An 18,841-nucleotide genomic window follows, 5' to 3' on the forward strand; every position below is an offset into this window, starting at 1 on the left:
TTATTCGTCAGCTTTCCAAATTGTTAAAGAGCAATCATAGCTCGAAGCTTTCGCTTCAAAACCATCAATCTGTGTGGACACTCATCGTGAATAATCATCGTATAAGGAGGTGATCCAGCGCCAGGTTCCCCTAGCGCTACCTTGTTACGACTTCACCCCAGTCATGAACCACAAAGTGGTGAGCGTCCCCCCGAAGGTTAAACTACCCACTTCTTTTGCAGCCCACTCCCATGGTGTGACGGGCGGTGTGTACAAGGCCCGGGAACGTATTCACCGTAGCATTCTGATCTACGATTACTAGCGATTCCGACTTCATGGAGTCGAGTTGCAGACTCCAATCCGGACTACGACGCACTTTTTGGGATTCGCTCACTTTCGCAAGTTGGCCGCCCTCTGTATGCGCCATTGTAGCACGTGTGTAGCCCTACTCGTAAGGGCCATGATGACTTGACGTCGTCCCCACCTTCCTCCGGTTTATCACCGGCAGTCTCCCTGGAGTTCCCACCCGAAGTGCTGGCAAACAAGGATAAGGGTTGCGCTCGTTGCGGGACTTAACCCAACATTTCACAACACGAGCTGACGACAGCCATGCAGCACCTGTCTCAGAGTTCCCGAAGGCACCAATCCATCTCTGGAAAGTTCTCTGGATGTCAAGAGTAGGTAAGGTTCTTCGCGTTGCATCGAATTAAACCACATGCTCCACCGCTTGTGCGGGCCCCCGTCAATTCATTTGAGTTTTAATCTTGCGACCGTACTCCCCAGGCGGTCTACTTAACGCGTTAGCTCCGAAAGCCACGGCTCAAGGCCACAACCTCCAAGTAGACATCGTTTACGGCGTGGACTACCAGGGTATCTAATCCTGTTTGCTCCCCACGCTTTCGCATCTGAGTGTCAGTATCTGTCCAGGGGGCCGCCTTCGCCACCGGTATTCCTTCAGATCTCTACGCATTTCACCGCTACACCTGAAATTCTACCCCCCTCTACAGTACTCTAGTCTGCCAGTTTCAAATGCTATTCCGAGGTTGAGCCCCGGGCTTTCACATCTGACTTAACAAACCACCTGCATGCGCTTTACGCCCAGTAATTCCGATTAACGCTCGCACCCTCCGTATTACCGCGGCTGCTGGCACGGAGTTAGCCGGTGCTTCTTCTGCAGCTAACGTCAAATCCATACGCTATTAACGTATGAACCTTCCTCACTGCTGAAAGTACTTTACAACCCGAAGGCCTTCTTCATACACGCGGCATGGCTGCATCAGGCTTGCGCCCATTGTGCAATATTCCCCACTGCTGCCTCCCGTAGGAGTCTGGACCGTGTCTCAGTTCCAGTGTGGCTGATCATCCTCTCAGACCAGCTAGGGATCGTCGCCTTGGTGAGCCATTACCTCACCAACTAGCTAATCCCACCTGGGCATATCCTGACGCGAGAGGCCCGAAGGTCCCCCTCTTTGAGCCGAAGCTATTATGCGGTATTAGCCATCGTTTCCAATGGTTATCCCCCACATCAGGGCAATTTCCCAGGCATTACTCACCCGTCCGCCGCTCGACGCCGTTAACGTTCCCCGAAGGTTCAGTTAACTCGTTTCCGCTCGACTTGCATGTGTTAGGCCTGCCGCCAGCGTTCAATCTGAGCCATGATCAAACTCTTCAATTTAAGATTTTGTCGGCTCAATGAATACTGAACATTACATAAGTAATGTTTGAATTGACTGTGCTCTTATTGGTTTTCACTTTTGAAAAAGTAAAACAAAACAGCTCAAGGCTGCTTCCCAATTCGAATGGTCACTTCGTATCATTGAAACCTAAATTGTTTCCGAAGAAACTATTTGGATTATCATCAACGAGTGCCCACACAGATTGATAGGTTTATATTGTTAAAGAGCTGTGCTTTTCAAGAGGCTTCCTCTCAAAGCGGAGGTGCATTCTAGCGAGATAATTTGAAGAGTCAAACACTTTTTCAAACTTATTTTCTCAGAAGCTTTTCACCTCTCTAACACTGCTGAAGCCTTGTGGCGTCTGCCGTGTCAGTGGATGCGCATTATAGGGAGTCCTTCTGATAGCGCAAGCCCTTTTTCAAAAAAAATTGAAAAAACTCATCGCTCGTTGAAAATGTGTTCAAAACAACAAAAAAGAGGGCAAAAAGCCCTCTTTTATCTATCTATTTCATTCAGTTTTAAATGAATGCGTACGCGTCAGCAAACATGCGGTCGCTGTTAGCACCTTTGTTCTGGGTAAATTGTTCACGAGCCGCACCCGCCATTTCAAAACGTCCAGCAATGTAGATGTCATATTCTGCAAGAGAATCAAAATCGTCACTGACGGCTTGAAGTACGTTTCCGACTTTGCCTTGCCATTCAGAAGTCGCTTCTTCTACTACTGGAATAAAATGCACGTTGCTGAACTGTGCCGCGATACCATCCAGTTCGTCCTTAGCATATAGTTGGCGTTCATCTCGGCCACCCCAATAAAGGTGGATCTCATTGGTTTTATTTTGAGCCACGCAGTGGTCCAATATCGAACGTACGTAACTAAATCCTGTACCACCAGCAATCAAAAGTAGAGGACGTTCACTCTCTTCTTTAACCCAGGCATCGCCATGAGGCGCATCAATACTGATGTCACCATCATTTTCCAATGCGTTTTGCATCGCTTCGACAACTTCAAGAGCATACGCGTTATGCTCTGCTGCACCAATGTGAAGCTCTAGCTCGCCTTCATGACGGCAAGGGCTGCTTGCAATAGAGAATGGACGTTTATCTTTTTCTCCCATCACAACCATTAGATACTGGCCAGCTTTGAAGCTGACTGGTGTCTCTGGATGCAACAGAATTCGATGGGTATTACAAGCTAACGGCTCAATAGACTTTACTTTACATTGGATGGTCATGTTATTCCTCTTACTTACTCCTCAAAAGTAAGTACCAAATTACTTTCTGCGAAGGCCTGACAAGCAAACACCCAGCCTTGTTGCTGCTCTTTCTCTGTGAGCATTGGCTCAAGCTGGTAAGTGACTCGACCTTCTATTTTCCGACACAGACACGCTGCGCACGCTCCCACTTGGCAACGGTTTGGGAAGCTGATGTTATTGTTGAGCGCAGCTTCCAATACCGTTTCCCCTTCCTGCACATCGAACTGTATATTCTGCGGCTGCAAGGTCACCAAATGGCTCATAATATTCCCAGCTTACTCCATTTTGCATCGACCTGCGCAACTAACTGAGAATCTTTCTTGATTGGGATGCCCCACTCTCGCTGGACTTCTCCCTCAAACTTGTTGGTCGCATCCAAACCTAACTTAGAACTGCGACCTTCTTTTGCTTCTATTTTTACGGTGTCACGATTAGGGTCCATTCGCGTGGTAATTGCCCAGATAATGTCATTCCAATCGTGCACATTGACGTCATCATCGCAGAGAATAACAAACTTGGCATCCGTATACTGCTTGAGAAACTCCCACACGCCATTGAGCACCGCTTTCGATTGCATCGCGTGCGTTTTCTTCATCGATACCACCATGAAGCGATCGGCGCCAGCAGATTCTGGTAAAGCAATATCAACAATTTCCGGAAATGCCTGACGAAGTTGTTGTAGCTGCTCATCCGTAATCGCTGTTTGGCTTGCGGATGTTAACTCTGGATCAGAAGCCTTCTCGGCATCCCATTTAATCGTTGCATCCAAGCCCATCTTAGAGCCAAGTCCCACTACTGGTGAGGCGAAATCGAGAGAATCAATAGGCGTGTTGTCAATCATTAAGGTATCGCGAACAGGTTCCATATGCTCACACATGGCCTTCACGACATCATCCCAACTGCGCGCATTAACACTTTCATCGCACACTACAACGAACTTGGTGTACATGAACTGGCGAAGGAAAGACCATACCCCCATCATTACTCGCTTAGCATGCCCTGGGTATTGCTTTTTCATTGTTACCACCGCCATGCGGTACGAACAGCCTTCTGGTGGCAAATAGAAGTCTTCTATTTCAGGAAACTGCTTTTGCAGAATAGGAACAAACACTTCATTTAACGCAACACCCAATACAGCAGGTTCATCTGGCGGACGCCCTGTGTAGGTGCTGTGATAGAGCGGGTCCTTACGCATGGTAATGTGAGTAATAGTAAAGACGTGGTGTTTTTCTTTTTCGTTGTAATAACCAGTGTGGTCACCATAAGGCCCTTCGTCCGCATACTCATTCGGGTCAATGTAACCCTCAAGCACAATCTCTGCGCTAGCAGGCACCTCAAGATTATTACTTACAGATTTAACCACTTCAGTTTTGCTGCCACGAAGCAAGCCCGCAAACGCATACTCAGATAAGGTATCTGGTACTGGTGTTACCGCGCCTAATATGGTGGCTGGGTCAGCACCAAATGCGACTGAAACAGGGAAGGGTTCTCCCGGGTTGGTTTCCATCCAGTCACGCAGATCAAGGGCTCCACCACGGTGCGCTAGCCAACGCATGATGATCTTGTTCTTACCAATTTTCTGCTGACGGTAAATTCCTAGATTCTGGCGCTTTTTATGTGGCCCTCGAGTCACGGTTAACCCCCACGTAAGCAGAGGCGCAACATCATCTTGCCAACAACTCATCACCGGGACTTTATCGAGATCAACTTCGTCACCTTGCCAAACAATCTCCTGACACGCAGCTTTACGTAGCCTTTTGGCAGGCATGTTCAAGACTTGTCTAAAAACAGGCAGTTTCTCTAACGCGTCCTTAAAACCACGTGGTGGCTCGGGCTCCTTGAGATAAGCCAACAATTTACCCACTTCACGCAGATCTTTGACGTCTTCGCGCCCCATACCTATCGCGACCCGCTCAGGGGTGCCAAACAGGTTGGTCAGCACAGGTACATCGTAGCCAATGGGATTTTCAAACAACAATGCCGGGCCACCTGCACGTAAAGTACGGTCGCTAATCTCTGTCATTTCATAATGTGGATCGACAGGCTCGGAAATGCGTTTAAGCTTCCCCTCCTGCTCAAGGTGAGCGATAAAGTCGCGTAAATCCTTAAAACTCATAGGTCTTCTGTGACTGATTAAAGTGCAAGCAGTATAACAAAAAGAGGAATCTTCCGATCCCTCTTTTCTATAAGGTTATTTTTATTGTGATAATACGTTCAAAATCGCGCTGCTACGTACCTTTTGATTATGGCTAGCAAGCTCTTCTAGCCAAGTGGAATAACCCTGGTTGGCTAATTCCGTGGCCACCATGGAGGCCTCATCACGAATCGCCATTCTATCGATCAAGAAGGCTTTCACTTCTTCAGTCATGGGTTTAATTCGAGTCAACTCTTTAATGGCTTGCTCTTTAAGACTGGGGTTATGAGCAGCATGCATGATCTGGTTAACTGCAAAGACATCACCCACCTTAGCTAATCGGCTTAGCTCCGTCTCGCTGTGGAAATCTGCTCGCATCAACCAAAGGAGTTTATAGACTTCTGGATTTTCACTGACCTGAGCTAAACGAACCATGACTTGAGAAGAGGGTAACCAGCTGGTAACCGCTTCTCCGGTCAACTGAACGACTAAATTATCAACCGCCTCAGGTGATAAGCTGTCCAACTCACGGATGAGTAATGCTTCCCGAGCCTGTACCTGGTAATCACTACCAGACAGCCACTTTTTCAGTTCCAATTCACCGCGCTCGGCACTCAGAACAAAATCGAGCGTGGACTGATCTTGGTGCCACTGCTTGAGCAACCGACTGGCTATTGCCGGATAATTAAACGCAGGAACAGAAAATTCATATCCGTCCCCTCTTTCCAGCACCTGATAGGTCGGCACCATGGCTTTTTGCTGTTCAACGAATAAAGCCATTTTCGGTGTCAAGATGACATTTTGGTCTTCAATTTTCTTGAGTAAAAGGTAGCGAGCCACTTCTTGTTGAGGAAGCGACAATCTTTCGAGAGCGAAATTGAGCGAGTCGATATTATTTTCGACAGCATATTGGAGAAGTTCAGCGACTTTATAGTGAATCTGCTGATCCTGAAGTAACTGTTCGGCTTTGTCTGGATGCATTTCCATCGCAGCAACCGTTGGCGCTCCAATCAATAAAGATGTGCATAGGAGAACCGACGACAACATTCCTTGTTGCATGTTAACCTCCTCTTAACATTCTCGCTCATTGTGAGCCCTATCAAATGAGAATGCAAACAAAAACGCCACCGACAATGTCGATGGCGTTTGGAATCACAAATTCTTACTGACGACGCATAGCATCAAAGAACTCATCATTGGTCTTAGTCATTGCGAGCTTATCGATTAGGAATTCCATCGCGTCGATCTCACCCATCGGATGAACAATCTTACGCAAAATCCACATCTTCTGCAGCTCTTCATTCTTAGTCAAAAGTTCTTCACGACGAGTGCCTGAACGGTTGAAGTCGATAGCAGGGAAAACACGTTTCTCAGCGATCTTACGGTTCAGGTGGATTTCCATGTTACCTGTACCTTTAAATTCTTCGTAGATAACTTCATCCATTTTAGAACCAGTATCAACTAGAGCCGTCGCAAGAATCGTTAGGCTACCACCTTCTTCTACATTACGTGCAGCACCGAAGAAGCGCTTAGGTCGATGTAGGGCATTTGCATCGACACCACCAGTCAGAACTTTACCTGATGAAGGAACTACCGTGTTGTATGCACGAGCTAGACGAGTGATAGAGTCAAGTAAGATAACTACGTCTTTCTTGTGTTCAACCAAGCGTTTCGCTTTCTCGATCACCATTTCAGCAACTTGTACGTGACGAGACGCTGGCTCATCAAACGTTGACGCAACCACTTCACCTTTAACCAGGCGCTGCATCTCGGTTACTTCTTCTGGACGCTCGTCGATAAGCAGTACCATTAGCTCACACTCAGGGTGGTTGTAAGCAATGCTTTGAGCAATGTTTTGCAGCAGCATTGTTTTACCCGCTTTTGGCGGAGCTACGATTAGACCACGCTGACCTTTACCGATTGGAGAGGCTAAGTCTAAAACACGAGCTGTAATATCTTCTGTCGAACCGTTACCACGTTCCATCACCATACGCTCATTGGCGTGCAGTGGCGTTAAGTTTTCAAATAGAATCTTATTACGTGCGTTATCCGGCTTGTCATCATTAACTGTATTAACTTTCAACAGAGCAAAGTAACGCTCGCCGTCTTTTGGTGGACGAATCTTACCGGCAATCGAGTCACCAGTACGAAGGTTGAAACGGCGGATTTGACTTGGAGAGACATAGATATCGTCTGGACCTGCCAAGTAAGAACTGTCTGCGCTACGCAAGAAGCCAAAACCGTCTTGAAGTATTTCCAGAACCCCGTCGCCAAAAATATCTTCTCCACTTTTTGCATGTGCTTTAAGGATGGCGAAGATGATGTCTTGCTTTCTTAGACGTGCCAGGTTTTCAAGGCCCAAGCTTTCGCCAAGTTTGACAAGATCAGACACAGGTCTGTTCTTCAGTTCTGTTAGATTCATTGTGGTGGATACTTTTTTAGTCAAAATAGGATCTGTTATTTAGTTAAGATGAATTTGGTCACAGGATCGACCAAGAAGAGATACTTGTTTATTTAACGTGCGATAAATTAGCACTAAATACTAGCCTAGTCTAGATTTTGTTAGCCTTCAAAAACAAAACCGCACATTGAGGTCAATGTACGGTCTTATCTGAACAACTTATTTATAGGTTCGCGTCCAAAAACTCTTTTAGTTGAGTCTTAGATAAAGCACCTACTTTCGTCGCTGCCACGCTACCATCTTTGAAAAGTAGTAACGTTGGGATACCACGAATACCAAATTTCGGTGGAGTACCTGCGTTTTGGTCGATATTCAGTTTACCGATAGTGAGTTTGCCTTCGTACTCGTCGGCGATTTCGTCCAAAATAGGAGCAATCATCTTACAAGGACCACACCATTCTGCCCAAAAATCAACAAGAACCGGGCCTGCAGCGTTTAGTACGTCGGCTTCAAAACCGTCATCAGTTAGCTGCAAAATCTTATCACTCATCTTCCACTCCAATGTGTTTTTTCGGAACTGGTTGGATGATAACCAGTATTTAGATGCCCTATTGGAATGTATTTACTTTCGTATTGCAAGCTTAAGCTGATATTCTATAGCCATGAAAAAGACGCATATCACAGAGCAAAAGTTCGCCAATTTGGGTTTACACCCCCAAGTTACTGAAGGTTTGGAGAAAAAAGGGTTCGAGTTTTGTACCCCAATCCAAGCTTTGGCGTTGCCGGTACTGCTCACCGGCCAAGACATCGCAGGTCAGGCTCAAACAGGTACAGGGAAAACCCTAGCCTTCCTGACGGCTACTTTTAACCATTTGCTGAACACTCCAGAGCACGAGGGTCGTAAACCAACGCAACCACGTGCCATCATCATGGCACCGACCCGTGAACTGGCAATTCAGATTTACAACGATGCAGAACCTCTCACCCAAAGCACAGGCATCAAAGCAGCTTTAGCTTACGGTGGTGAAAGCTACGACAAGCAGTTGGCGAAGCTTGAGCAAGGCGTCGATGTACTCATTGGCACTACAGGTCGCATTATTGATTTCTATAAGCAACGAGTCTTCAACCTGAACAATATTCAGGCTGTTGTGCTTGATGAAGCCGATCGCATGTTCGACCTTGGTTTCATCAAAGACATCCGTTTCCTATTCCGCCGTATGCCTGAACCCAAAGAGCGCTTGAACATGTTGTTCTCAGCAACACTGTCATACCGTGTTCAAGAGCTGGCTTTCGAACATATGCACAACCCAGAGCACGTTGTGGTGGAACCGGAAGTCAAAACCGGTCACCGCATTCAGGAAGAGCTGTTTTACCCGTCTAACGAACACAAGATGTCTCTGCTACAAACTCTTATTGAAGAAGAGTGGCCAGAGCGCGCGATCATCTTTGCTAATACCAAACACAAATGTGAATCCGTATGGGGTCACCTAGCCGCTGATGGCCACCGTGTAGGCCTATTGACGGGCGATGTACCACAGAAGAAGCGCGAACGCATCTTAGAGCAGTTCACTAAAGGTGAAGTTGACCTGCTAGTGGCGACAGACGTGGCAGCTCGTGGTCTCCACATCCCTCAAGTGACTCACGTGTTTAACTTCGACCTACCTGACGATTGCGAAGATTACGTACACCGCATCGGTCGTACAGGTCGAGCAGGAGCCAGTGGTCACTCAATCAGCTTTGCGTGTGAAGATTATGCGATCAACCTTCCGCCAATTGAAGAGTATATTGAACACACGATTCCTGTGTCTGACTACGACCCAAGTGCTTTGATTGAAGATCTACCAGCACCGTTACGTCTGCGCTCTAACCGTCCGCAGCAACGTCGCACTAATACTGGTGGCTCACGCTCAGGCAACCGTCGTAACCACAACCGCTCTCGTCAACGTCAACAAAAGGATTCTTAAGTCGTCTATGAGCCAAGCAGTTTCTTCTCCGCTCTACGCTGCCATCGACCTCGGGTCGAACAGTTTTCACATGCTCGTTGTGCGTCATATTGATGGCAGCGTTCAAACTATGGCCAAAATCAAACGTAAGGTTCGTCTTGCCGCAGGGTTAGACAGCAACAATGCGTTAAGCCAAGAGGCCATGCAACGCGGGTGGGACTGCTTGAGTCTCTTTGCCGAGCGACTTCAGGATATCCCAGCTCAACACATTCGCATTGTGGGTACCGCTACACTGCGCACCGCAACCAATGCGGATGTCTTTGTTGAGAAAGCGAATCAGATTCTCGGCCACAAGATTGACGTTATCTGCGGTGAGGAGGAAGCCGCGACCATTTATAAAGGGGTCGCCCACACATCAGGTGGCTGCGGACGACGTTTGGTGGTCGATATTGGCGGTGCCAGTACTGAACTTATTATCGGTCAAGGTTTTGAAGCCAAAGCGCTGACCAGCCTGAAGATGGGTTGTGTCACTTGGCTGGAACGTCACTTTAAAGACCGTCAACTCACCGTAACCAATTTTAATCATGCGATTGAAGCGGCCAAAGAAGCGCTGAGACCTATCCTTGAGCAATACACTCAAATTGGCTGGGACGTGTGCGTTGGTGCTTCTGGTACCGTTCAGGCCTTGCAGGAAATTATGCTGGCGCAAGGTATGGACGAGGTCATTACTCACGCCAAACTCAAGCGTCTGCAAAAACAAGCCATGCTGGCGGATCATTTGGAAGAGCTGGAGATTGAAGGGCTAACGCTAGAGCGCGCATTGGTATTCCCAAGCGGTCTTTCGATTCTCATCGCTATCTTTGAACTGCTAGAAATTGATTCGATGACACTGGCGGGCGGCGCATTACGTGAGGGCTTAGTGTATGAAATGGTCGATGAGCTCAAGCAAGATGACATTCGTGCTCGCACAATTGCCAGTGTACAAAGTCGCTATCAGATTGATACCGCATACGGGGAGCAAGTGGCTACTTTAGCCAGTAAATTACTTGATCAATGTGAAGCCCAGTGGATTACAGAAGCTCAGGGAAGTATTTTGCTCGAAACGGCGGCCAAGCTGCACGAGATCGGTCTGACGATTGATTTCAAGAAAGGCGGCGAACACAGTGCTTACCTGCTACAAAACCTTGATCTTCCGGGTTATACCCGAGCACAAAAACACTTTCTAGGTGAAATCTCGCGTCGTTACCGTGAGCAGCTCACATCTCTACCAGAGCAACACGCACTGTCGGGTAATAGTGCTAAACGAGTCCTGCGCCTGTTGCGTTTGGCGGTTCTTCTCACTCATCGTCGCAACCCAGATTTAGAACCAAGCATCACTCTTCAATCTCAAGGCGATAAGCTAACTTTGACTATCGCGGAACAATGGCTGAAAGCCAACCCTCTGACTGCCGCAGAGTTAGAAATTGAAGCCAACCGCCAAAGTGATATTGGCTGGCCCTTGAATATCATTGCTAAGTAGCAAGCCCGATAAAAAAGCCCGGTCAGAGTATTCTCCACCGGGCTTTGTTTTGATTCACGCTTACTGAGCGCCGACCACTTTAAATTCTGGGTTAACGGCTGTCAGCTTCTTCACCAAATAATTCAATAAGACGCCATACATAGGCACAAACAGACCTAAGCTGATCACCAGTTTGAATCCATAATCCACCAGCGCTATTTCTGTCCAGTGCTCGGCCATAAATGGATCAGGGCTCTGGTAAAACGCAATCGCAAAAAACGCAATGGTGTCGAGCGCATTACCAAATAAGGTTGAGCACGTTGGGGCAACCCACCACTGCTTTAGCTGGCGTAGACGGTTAAATACGTGCACATCCAAAATCTGACCCAGCAAATAAGCCATAAAGCTCGCAATCGCGATTCGTGCCACAAACAAGTTAAACTCGCCTAATTGGCTAAAGCCTTGGAATGCACCTTCATAGAAGAGAACGGATAGGCCGTAAGACACCGCAAGAGCTGGCAGCATCACCAAGAAGATAATCTTACGAGCTAGTTGCGTGCCAAAAATCCGCACCGTCAAATCGGTCGCTAGGAAGATAAACGGGAAAGTGAAAGCGCCCCAAGTGGTATGAAACCCGAACACGGTGAACGGAAGCTGAACCAGATAGTTACTTGATGCAATAATGATCAGGTGGAACAGGACTAATAAGAAAAGGGCTTTGCGCTGCTGCGCAGGGGTAAAGTTACTCATGCGATACCTTTTTAGTTTGGTTTGGGGGTGAGGGAACCCAAATCGAATCACTTCCAAGCCACGGAAGGACTCTGACCAACAATGTAAAATGAAAAATCAATGTGATATTTAAGTCGTACCGTTTGTGCAAACTGACACTCAGCTATTACATTGCAAAAACCTCCGACACGACAAATATCGCGGCGGGCGATTATACATTAACCAATATGAGTCGCAATAGGCAGGTTTTACGCAATCGTTAACCTAGCTAAAATCCACGCTGAAACAGGCCCGCTAGGTAATCTAACTCTTCTTTGCTGGCATCTATACTCAGAGCTTCCAACCAGATACTTTCGCTGTAATGCTCGGACTTAAGAAACAGCTGACACCCCTCAAAATCAATCAACCATGAGTGAATATCAGCATCCCATTGCTTTTCAATCACAGACGCAGAGAGGAGTTTTATTAGCTTATCGGCCAGCTGAGGAAAACTATCAAAATCAAAACGCGGAGCTCGAATGATGATACGACCTTGCTGCGCTTGATACTCAAGTAAACCAAATTCCGTTTGTTGCCCTGAATCAACCATGATGAGTAATGTGCTCCTGAATTAAATCTAAGAATGGGTCCGCGTATTTTTCTAACTTACGTTGCCCTACTCCATTGACCGCTAGCATTTCACCATAAGAGGTTGGCAAAATTTCCGCCATATCAATCAAGGTGGCATCACTGAATACCACGTACGGTGGTAAGCCATCTTCATCGGCAATGGCTTTGCGTAACTTACGCAACTTGGCAAACAGCTTTTTGTCGTAGTTTTTACTGGTGAGCTTATCGGACTTAGCCGCTCTTGCGGCGGTATCCAGACGAGGCACGGCTAATTCAAGAGCGGTATCTCCACGCAATAGTGGGCGCGCTTCCTCAGTAAGCTGTAAGGTCGAGTTGCGAGTAATGTTCTGGAACAGCATCCCTTTATGGATCAACTGACGGAAAATACTCACCCAATAGTCGTGGCTGTTTTCACGCCCGATACCATAAGTAGTCAGCTTGTCGTGGCCATTTTCACGGATGCGGATATTCTGCATTCCGCGCAGAACTTCAACCACATACCCCATACCAAAACTCTGATTGACCCGATAGACACAAGACAAGGCTTTACGTGCCTGCTCGGTGGCATCAAAATGCTTGGGCGGGTCCAAACAGATGTCGCAGTTGCCACAAGGCTGCTCACGGTACTCACCAAAATAATTCAGTAACACCTGACGGCGGCACGTCTGCGCTTCAGCAAAAGCACTCATCGCATTGAGTTTATGCGCTTCCACCTGCTTTTGCGGCCCGTCATCTTTTTCATCCAACATGCGCCTTAGCCAGCTGATGTCCGCTGGGTCATACAGCATCATCGCTTCCGCAGGTAAGCCATCCCGACCTGCACGACCAGTTTCTTGATAATAGGATTCAATGTTGCGCGGAATATCAAAGTGAACCACAAAGCGCACGTTGGGTTTGTTGATCCCCATACCAAACGCCACAGTCGCGACGACAATTTGAATATCATCACGCTGAAACGCTTCTTGCACATAGGCACGTTCATCAACATCCAACCCAGCATGATAACTGGCCGCACGTATATGGTTGTTGCACAGTTTTTCTGTCACCATCTCGACTTTCTTGCGGCTACCACAATAAATAATGCCACAGTGGCCTTTATGTGTATCGAGAAACCGGATCACCTGAGAAATCGGTTTGTGCTTTTCTACTAAGGTGTAGCGGATGTTAGGGCGATCAAAACTGCCCAAATAGATGTGTGGGTCATTGAGCTGCAGACGGTGCATGATGTCACTGCGTGTTGCATCATCGGCCGTTGCTGTCAGCGCCATAAAAGGCACATGAGGAAACTGTTGTTTGATTTGCCCGAGTGAGGCGTATTCCGGCCGAAAATCGTGCCCCCACTGGGAAATACAATGCGCCTCATCTACAGCAATCATCGACAGGGATAAGCTTTCCAGGCGCTCGAGAAAGTCACGCATCAAGACACGCTCTGGTGACACATACACCAGTTTAAGCTGACCTGAACGCATACGGTTATATACAGAAACCAAATCTTCACGAGGCATAGCTGAGTTGACACACTCCGCCGCCACACCATTGGCTTTAAGCTGATCGACTTGGTCTTTCATTAATGAAATCAGCGGCGAAATCACTAAAGTTAGACCATCACGGACAAGTGCTGGGATCTGATAACAGAGTGACTTACCGCCACCCGTCGGCATGATGACTAAACTGTCCTGTTCATCAACAGCGGCATCGATTACTTCCTGTTGGCCGTCTCGGAATGACTGATAACCAAACACATCCTCAAGTACGCTTTGTGGTGTCAGTGAAGGGTCAGATTGTTCAGCAAGCAGCGTCGCGGTCATTGATATCTCGATAGCGCCAAGAGTGGAGGAAAGCAAAGGGCACATTGTAGTAGTGTTACGATATGAATAAAACCGCAAATTGCTAGGTGATTAACTGACTCATTCGTATACTGGATGCTTCCTTTTTAAAAATCACCCTTTGAGTAAACGTCAATGACAGCAGAAGAGCAACAGAGAGCACGGCAAGGCGTCCTTCTCGCCATCGGTGCCTACACCATGTGGGGGATTGCACCGATCTATTTTAAAACCATCAGTGAAGTTTCACCGTTTGAAATCTTAGGTCACCGCGTTGTGTGGTCTTTTGTTCTACTGGCCGTGTTACTGCACGTTGGCCGTCGCTGGCGTGGTGTGCGCGATGTGATCCGCTCCAAAACCAAAATGCTATTTCTGGTTTCTACCTCACTGCTCGTGGGAGTGAACTGGTTAATTTTCATCTGGTCAGTGAATGCCAATCACATGTTAGATGCCAGCCTCGGTTACTACATCAACCCCTTGATTAATGTCCTGCTCGGTATGTTGTTCTTAGGCGAAAGACTGCGCAAGCTACAATGGTTTGCCGTTGCACTTGCGGCTTGCGGTGTCATGGTTCAGTTGATCGCTTTTGGTTCAGTCCCCACCGTCGCCATTGCTCTGGCACTGACGTTTGGTTTTTACGGACTATTACGTAAGAAAGTCAGCCTAGATGCCCAAACAGGCTTATTTATTGAGACTTTGATCATGCTACCTGCCGCCGCGGTGTATTTACTGTGGATTGCTGACTCTTCCACTTCCGATTTTGCAGCGAACCCGATGAACCTTAACCTGCTGCTAATCTCCGCTGGGATCATTACGACCTTGCCACTACTGTGTTTCACTGGGGCTGCTACCCGTCTTAAGCTCTCCACTTTAGGCTTTTTTCAGTACATTGGCCCAAGCCTGATGTTCTTACTGGCAGTACTGGTATATGGCGAAGCCTTTACCACAGACAAGGCCATTACCTTTGCCTTTATCTGGGGCGCACTCATGGTATTTAGCTTTGACGGGCTTAAGACCAATAAACAATCACGAAAAATCGCAACGGTAAAGTGATCGTTTTTTACAAGACAATGTGACACAACCGATATAAGCTTGGTGAAAGTTTCACCAAGCTTTTTTGTTTTATGGATCAGGTCAACTACCACACGACACAAAATAAAGAGATTAGCCTGATTGAAGCCAACTATCAGAAGTTTGCCTTTCAGCGCCACTATCATCTTGATTTTCATATCGGGTTGATCACACATGGCCAGCAAAAATTCCATTATCAAGGTCAGAGCCACAATGTTGGTGCCGGGCAAATCGTCATCATGCCACCAGATGAACTGCATGATGGGCGCTCAATGCTCGACAGCGGCTATCAAGTACGTGTGTTCTCCGTCGAGCCGGAATGGTTCAGTGAATTAGCCGAGCTGAAGCAAAACAATGCTCAGATCCAATTCAATCAGTTGATTGTCTCCAATTCGCGCATCTTCAACCCTCTCGCTCAGCTGCACAGTGCATTAGCCGATAACCAACTCAGTCAGTTGGCGAAAGACTGCCTGCCTTATGAAGGCTTTGAACAGCTTTTCACTCATTATGGCGCTTTGGATCAAAAGCCTATCGTCCCGCTAGGTAATCAGTCAGTCTCAACGTTAAAAGACTATCTGATGGAGAATCTGGCGCAGCCGGTCAGACTTGAACAACTCTCCCAGTTGTGTGACCTCAGCCCAACGCAATTCCAGCGCCACTTCAAAGCCAAAGTAGGTCTGACACCTTACGCCTGGCTGAGCCGCCTGCGCTTAGAGCAGGGGTTTAAGCTACTCAAAAGCGGTGTCTGCGGTACCGAAGTGGCACACCAGATTGGCTTCTACGACCAAGCCCATTTCAGCAAAGCGTTTAAAGCCACTTATGGTGTTCCCCCTTCTAAGGTTCAGTGCCAATAATTTACAATTATTGTGCTTTCGAACAGGGCACAATCCGGTCATAAATTATCAAAGAGTATTACCATGAACGAACTGACCATTCTTGCCACGTTAGCCACTGTACACTTTATCGCTTTAATGAGCCCGGGGCCGGATTTCGCGCTAGTGGTACAAAACGCAACACGTTACGGTCGCCAGACCGGTTTATACATTGCACTTGGCTTATCGTTTGGCATTCTGCTTCACTCAGTACTGAGCCTAACGGGCGTCAGCTACCTTGTTCACCAGCAGCCGACTTTATTTGCGGTGCTGCAACTCGCTGGCGGCAGTTACTTATTCTACCTAGGCTATGGCGCACTCAAGGCCAGTTGGTCAATACTACGTAACAACAAGCAAAACGACGAACCATCCGCTCAAACCAGCTTATTACTGAGTAACAAGCGTCAGGCTTTCTCGCGCGGCTTTGCCACCAACATCCTCAACCCAAAGGCGTTGGTGTTCTTTGTCAGCCTGATGTCGAGCTTAGTGCCAGCCAGCATGTCACTAACCGGTAAAGGAATGGCATTGGTTATTCTTTGGGGGCTGTCTTTACTGTGGTTCTCATTTCTTGCTTGGGCCTTATCAACTCAACGTATGCAGCGAAAAATTCATTCTCTGGCCGTATATATCGATAGCCTTTGTGGCGTCCTATTCACCCTTATCGGCCTGAGCATTTTGTGGCAATCCCTGTCTGCCCTGCTCTCAAGTGTCTAAAATTTGATTCGAGATTACATTTTCATAACAAATCCTTAGACTCAAAGTTACTCCACTGTCACTCTTGTCGCTGCATAAATAACAAGGAGAACAAGATGCAGTGGAAACGTACTTTTCTAACGACATGCCTATTATTAACGTCCGTTGGTGCTGCCGCGAATCAGGCTGCCGATTCAGTTGCCCCAGAACACAGTAGTGGCTTAGAACAAAAGCAACTGGTTAAGGCCAAAGACTGGATGGTCACCGCCGCCAACCCGCTCGCGACACAAGCGGGCGCTGATATCCTCAAGCAAGGCGGTAACGCTATCGATGCTATGGTCACCACTCAGCTCATGCTGGGTCTGGTTGAACCGCAATCCTCAGGGATTGGTGGCGGTGCTTTCTTGGTTTACTGGGATGCCAAAAAGCAGCAGTTAACGACTTATGATGGCCGTGAAACCGCACCTCTAGCCGCAACCCCTCGCCTATTCCAAGATGAGAAGGGCGAACCGATGCAGTTTTACGATGCCGTCGTAGGTGGCCGTTCTGTCGGTACGCCAGGTACCGTAAAACTGATGTGGGATACTCATCAGAAATACGGCAAGCTTGAATGGAAAAAGCTGATTGAACCTGTGGCCGAAGTCGCTAAGAACGGTTTTACTATCAGCCCTCGTCTAGCAACCTTAATTGAAAAAGATGCAGAGCGCCTGTCGCGTTTCCCTGCCACAAAAGCCTACTTCTTTAATAGTGATGGCTCTGCCAAACAGCAAGGCACATTACTTAAGAACCCTGAATACGCGGCGACACTCGAAGCCATCGCCAAAGGTGGTGCGGATGCGTTTTATCAAGGCAAGATTGCTAGCGATATTATCAACACCGTTCAGTCAGCCGCTGGCAACCCGGGCGTACTAGCGCAAGCCGATTTCGATGCTTACCAAATCAAACAGCGTCAACCTGTCTGTTCCGCTTATCAAAGCTACGACATCTGTGGAATGGGTCCACCAAGTTCTGGCGCCCTTACCGTGGGTCAGATTCTGGCGATGACAGAGCAGTTTGACCTCAAAAACTGGGGTCCTGATAACGCAAAATCTTGGCAAGTTATCGCCGATGCTTCACGCTTAGCCTTTGCGGATCGCGGCATGTACATGGCCGATGAAGATTTTGTCCCTATGCCAACTCAAGGTTTGATCAATTCAGACTACCTTAAACAGCGCGCGAAACTGATCACGCCAGGGAAAGCACTGGAGTCAGCACCAGCAGGCACACCACCTTGGGACTACGCTCAGCGCCAAAGCCGTGATGAATCCATCGAACTGCCATCTACCAGCCACTTCAATGTGGTTGATAAAGAGGGCAACGTGGTGTCGATCACAACCACGATTGAGAACGCGTTTGGTTCACGCTTGATGACCAATGGGTTCCTGCTCAATAACGAGCTGACCGACTTCTCTTTCCGTACACACAAAGATGGTTACCCTATCGCCAACCGCTTAGAGCCGGGCAAACGCCCTCGCTCCTCAATGGCACCGACCATCATCATGCAAGACGATAAACCTTATATGGCGATCGGTTCTCCGGGTGGCAGCCGTATCATAGGTTATGTTGCCCAAGCGATCATTGCTCACACGCAATGGGATATGGATATTCAACAAGCCATCAACCAGCCACACTTGCTAAATCGCTTCGGTACATTAGATATTGAGCAAGGAACAGAGGCAGAAAAATTCAAATCAGAGTTAGAGAAAATGGGTTTCGAAGTGAATATTCGTGACTTGAATTCTGGCCTACACGCAATTCTATTCAAAAATAATGAATTAGAAGGCGCTGCAGACCCAAGACGCGAAGGTGCCGCTATCGGCCAATAGCGTCGATCTGCTCACCAGCTTGTGCGAGATCTCTTACAGGCTGGTGAGCAAAAATAGCTTTTTTAGTGAGAAGATTACAACTTACGAAGCGTATGTCATTGTAATAAAAGAAAACGTTCTAATTTTAACCAAACTTTTATTCAATAAGTCAAATTCTGTGCTATTGCTGAATACCGTCAAAAACGTAATATTAAACCTGTCGGAAGGATGCTGACACGGAACAGGAATTACCACGGATTTGGTAATCTTCAGGAAGAAGATTCGGTTGTTCAGGATGAACAATCGGCAAGGATAG

At 47.5% G+C, this 18,841-nt stretch carries 15 protein-coding genes and 1 rRNA gene; 6 read left to right on the top strand and 10 right to left on the bottom strand.

What is annotated here, in order from left to right; translation table 11 throughout:
* Nucleotides 1-102: 102 nt before the first annotated feature.
* The 7 genes from CTT30_RS14865 to trxA all read right to left on the bottom strand — a co-directional run bounded on the left by CTT30_RS14865 (nucleotide 103) and on the right by trxA (nucleotide 7,993).
* Nucleotides 103-1,654, bottom strand: a 16S ribosomal RNA gene (locus CTT30_RS14865).
* A 519-nt stretch (nucleotides 1,655-2,173) separates the two neighbouring features.
* Nucleotides 2,174-2,887: an NAD(P)H-flavin reductase gene (gene fre / locus CTT30_RS14870; RefSeq protein ID WP_043006652.1), complete on the bottom strand. Its 714-nt coding sequence runs from the start codon at nucleotides 2,885-2,887 to the stop codon at nucleotides 2,174-2,176.
* Nucleotides 2,888-2,901: 14 nt separating this feature from the next.
* On the bottom strand, nucleotides 2,902-3,171 hold the full coding sequence (locus CTT30_RS14875) for a 2Fe-2S iron-sulfur cluster-binding protein (RefSeq protein ID WP_021458071.1): 270 nt from the start codon (nucleotides 3,169-3,171) through the stop codon (nucleotides 2,902-2,904).
* Entirely contained in the window at nucleotides 3,168-5,024 is a 1,857-nt protein-coding gene (gene ubiD, locus CTT30_RS14880) for a 4-hydroxy-3-polyprenylbenzoate decarboxylase (RefSeq protein WP_252035512.1), read from the bottom strand. Before ubiD ends, CTT30_RS14875 begins: the two co-directional genes overlap by 4 nt.
* Nucleotides 5,025-5,105: 81 nt before the next feature.
* A complete protein-coding gene (locus CTT30_RS14885; RefSeq protein WP_239876845.1) occupies nucleotides 5,106-6,101 on the bottom strand; it encodes a hypothetical protein in 996 nt (331 codons plus the stop codon).
* Between the two features lie 103 nt (nucleotides 6,102-6,204).
* The gene (gene rho / locus CTT30_RS14890; protein ID WP_004745495.1) at nucleotides 6,205-7,464 is read right to left on the bottom strand and encodes a transcription termination factor Rho; all 1,260 of its coding nucleotides are present in this window, start codon (nucleotides 7,462-7,464) and stop codon (nucleotides 6,205-6,207) included.
* A gap of 202 nt (nucleotides 7,465-7,666) precedes the next feature.
* Nucleotides 7,667-7,993, bottom strand: coding sequence for a thioredoxin TrxA (gene trxA, locus CTT30_RS14895; protein ID WP_239838687.1), 327 nt, complete (start codon nucleotides 7,991-7,993; stop codon nucleotides 7,667-7,669).
* 112 nt (nucleotides 7,994-8,105) lie between these two features.
* Between trxA and rhlB the strand changes: the two genes are divergently transcribed.
* Together rhlB and gppA are read left to right on the top strand one after the other, a co-directional pair.
* Nucleotides 8,106-9,407, top strand: coding sequence for an ATP-dependent RNA helicase RhlB (gene rhlB / locus CTT30_RS14900; RefSeq protein ID WP_239838688.1), 1,302 nt, complete (start codon nucleotides 8,106-8,108; stop codon nucleotides 9,405-9,407).
* 7 nt (nucleotides 9,408-9,414) lie between these two features.
* Nucleotides 9,415-10,905 (top strand): guanosine-5'-triphosphate,3'-diphosphate diphosphatase, encoded by a 1,491-nt coding sequence (gppA, locus tag CTT30_RS14905; RefSeq protein ID WP_252035513.1) that lies wholly within the window; start codon nucleotides 9,415-9,417, stop codon nucleotides 10,903-10,905.
* A 60-nt stretch (nucleotides 10,906-10,965) separates the two neighbouring features.
* Here the strand turns inward: gppA and CTT30_RS14910 are convergent, their stop codons facing one another.
* The 3 genes from CTT30_RS14910 to recQ all read right to left on the bottom strand — a co-directional run bounded on the left by CTT30_RS14910 (nucleotide 10,966) and on the right by recQ (nucleotide 14,030).
* Nucleotides 10,966-11,634, bottom strand: a complete 669-nt coding sequence (locus CTT30_RS14910; RefSeq protein ID WP_252035514.1) for a 7-cyano-7-deazaguanine/7-aminomethyl-7-deazaguanine transporter — start codon at nucleotides 11,632-11,634, stop codon at nucleotides 10,966-10,968.
* A gap of 247 nt (nucleotides 11,635-11,881) precedes the next feature.
* Nucleotides 11,882-12,202 carry a DUF3630 family protein gene (locus CTT30_RS14915; protein WP_252035515.1) on the bottom strand — a complete coding sequence of 107 codons (321 nt, stop codon included), beginning with the start codon at nucleotides 12,200-12,202 and terminating at the stop codon, nucleotides 11,882-11,884.
* Nucleotides 12,195-14,030 carry an ATP-dependent DNA helicase RecQ gene (gene recQ, locus CTT30_RS14920; RefSeq protein WP_252035516.1) on the bottom strand — a complete coding sequence of 612 codons (1,836 nt, stop codon included), beginning with the start codon at nucleotides 14,028-14,030 and terminating at the stop codon, nucleotides 12,195-12,197. Before recQ ends, CTT30_RS14915 begins: the two co-directional genes overlap by 8 nt.
* A gap of 153 nt (nucleotides 14,031-14,183) precedes the next feature.
* On the opposite strand from recQ, the gene rarD reads away from it, so the two are divergent.
* From rarD to ggt, 4 genes are all read left to right on the top strand, one after another.
* Nucleotides 14,184-15,098 (top strand): EamA family transporter RarD, encoded by a 915-nt coding sequence (gene rarD, locus CTT30_RS14925; protein ID WP_239869706.1) that lies wholly within the window; start codon nucleotides 14,184-14,186, stop codon nucleotides 15,096-15,098.
* Between the two features lie 71 nt (nucleotides 15,099-15,169).
* Complete coding sequence (locus CTT30_RS14930; RefSeq protein ID WP_252035517.1) at nucleotides 15,170-15,970, top strand: AraC family transcriptional regulator; 801 nt, start codon at nucleotides 15,170-15,172, stop codon at nucleotides 15,968-15,970.
* Between the two features lie 63 nt (nucleotides 15,971-16,033).
* Complete coding sequence (locus tag CTT30_RS14935; protein ID WP_252035518.1) at nucleotides 16,034-16,702, top strand: LysE family translocator; 669 nt, start codon at nucleotides 16,034-16,036, stop codon at nucleotides 16,700-16,702.
* Nucleotides 16,703-16,797: 95 nt separating this feature from the next.
* A complete protein-coding gene (gene ggt / locus CTT30_RS14940; protein ID WP_252035519.1) occupies nucleotides 16,798-18,546 on the top strand; it encodes a gamma-glutamyltransferase in 1,749 nt (582 codons plus the stop codon).
* Nucleotides 18,547-18,841: the final 295 nt, after the last annotated feature.

It is taken from the genome of Vibrio coralliilyticus, from assembly GCF_024449095.1.
Lineage (GTDB): Bacteria > Pseudomonadota > Gammaproteobacteria > Enterobacterales > Vibrionaceae > Vibrio > Vibrio coralliilyticus_A.

Coding starts and splice junctions, on each gene's coding strand:
- fre (WP_043006652.1), bottom strand. CDS start 2,887: ATGACCATCCAATGTAAAGTAAAGTCTATTGAGCCGTTAGCTTGTAAT.
- CTT30_RS14875 (WP_021458071.1), bottom strand. CDS start 3,171: ATGAGCCATTTGGTGACCTTGCAGCCGCAGAATATACAGTTCGATGTG.
- ubiD (WP_252035512.1), bottom strand. CDS start 5,024: ATGAGTTTTAAGGATTTACGCGACTTTATCGCTCACCTTGAGCAGGAG.
- CTT30_RS14885 (WP_239876845.1), bottom strand. CDS start 6,101: ATGCAACAAGGAATGTTGTCGTCGGTTCTCCTATGCACATCTTTATTG.
- rho (WP_004745495.1), bottom strand. CDS start 7,464: ATGAATCTAACAGAACTGAAGAACAGACCTGTGTCTGATCTTGTCAAA.
- trxA (WP_239838687.1), bottom strand. CDS start 7,993: ATGAGTGATAAGATTTTGCAGCTAACTGATGACGGTTTTGAAGCCGAC.
- rhlB (WP_239838688.1), top strand. CDS start 8,106: ATGAAAAAGACGCATATCACAGAGCAAAAGTTCGCCAATTTGGGTTTA.
- gppA (WP_252035513.1), top strand. CDS start 9,415: ATGAGCCAAGCAGTTTCTTCTCCGCTCTACGCTGCCATCGACCTCGGG.
- CTT30_RS14910 (WP_252035514.1), bottom strand. CDS start 11,634: ATGAGTAACTTTACCCCTGCGCAGCAGCGCAAAGCCCTTTTCTTATTA.
- CTT30_RS14915 (WP_252035515.1), bottom strand. CDS start 12,202: ATGGTTGATTCAGGGCAACAAACGGAATTTGGTTTACTTGAGTATCAA.
- recQ (WP_252035516.1), bottom strand. CDS start 14,030: ATGACCGCGACGCTGCTTGCTGAACAATCTGACCCTTCACTGACACCA.
- rarD (WP_239869706.1), top strand. CDS start 14,184: ATGACAGCAGAAGAGCAACAGAGAGCACGGCAAGGCGTCCTTCTCGCC.
- CTT30_RS14930 (WP_252035517.1), top strand. CDS start 15,170: ATGGATCAGGTCAACTACCACACGACACAAAATAAAGAGATTAGCCTG.
- CTT30_RS14935 (WP_252035518.1), top strand. CDS start 16,034: ATGAACGAACTGACCATTCTTGCCACGTTAGCCACTGTACACTTTATC.
- ggt (WP_252035519.1), top strand. CDS start 16,798: ATGCAGTGGAAACGTACTTTTCTAACGACATGCCTATTATTAACGTCC.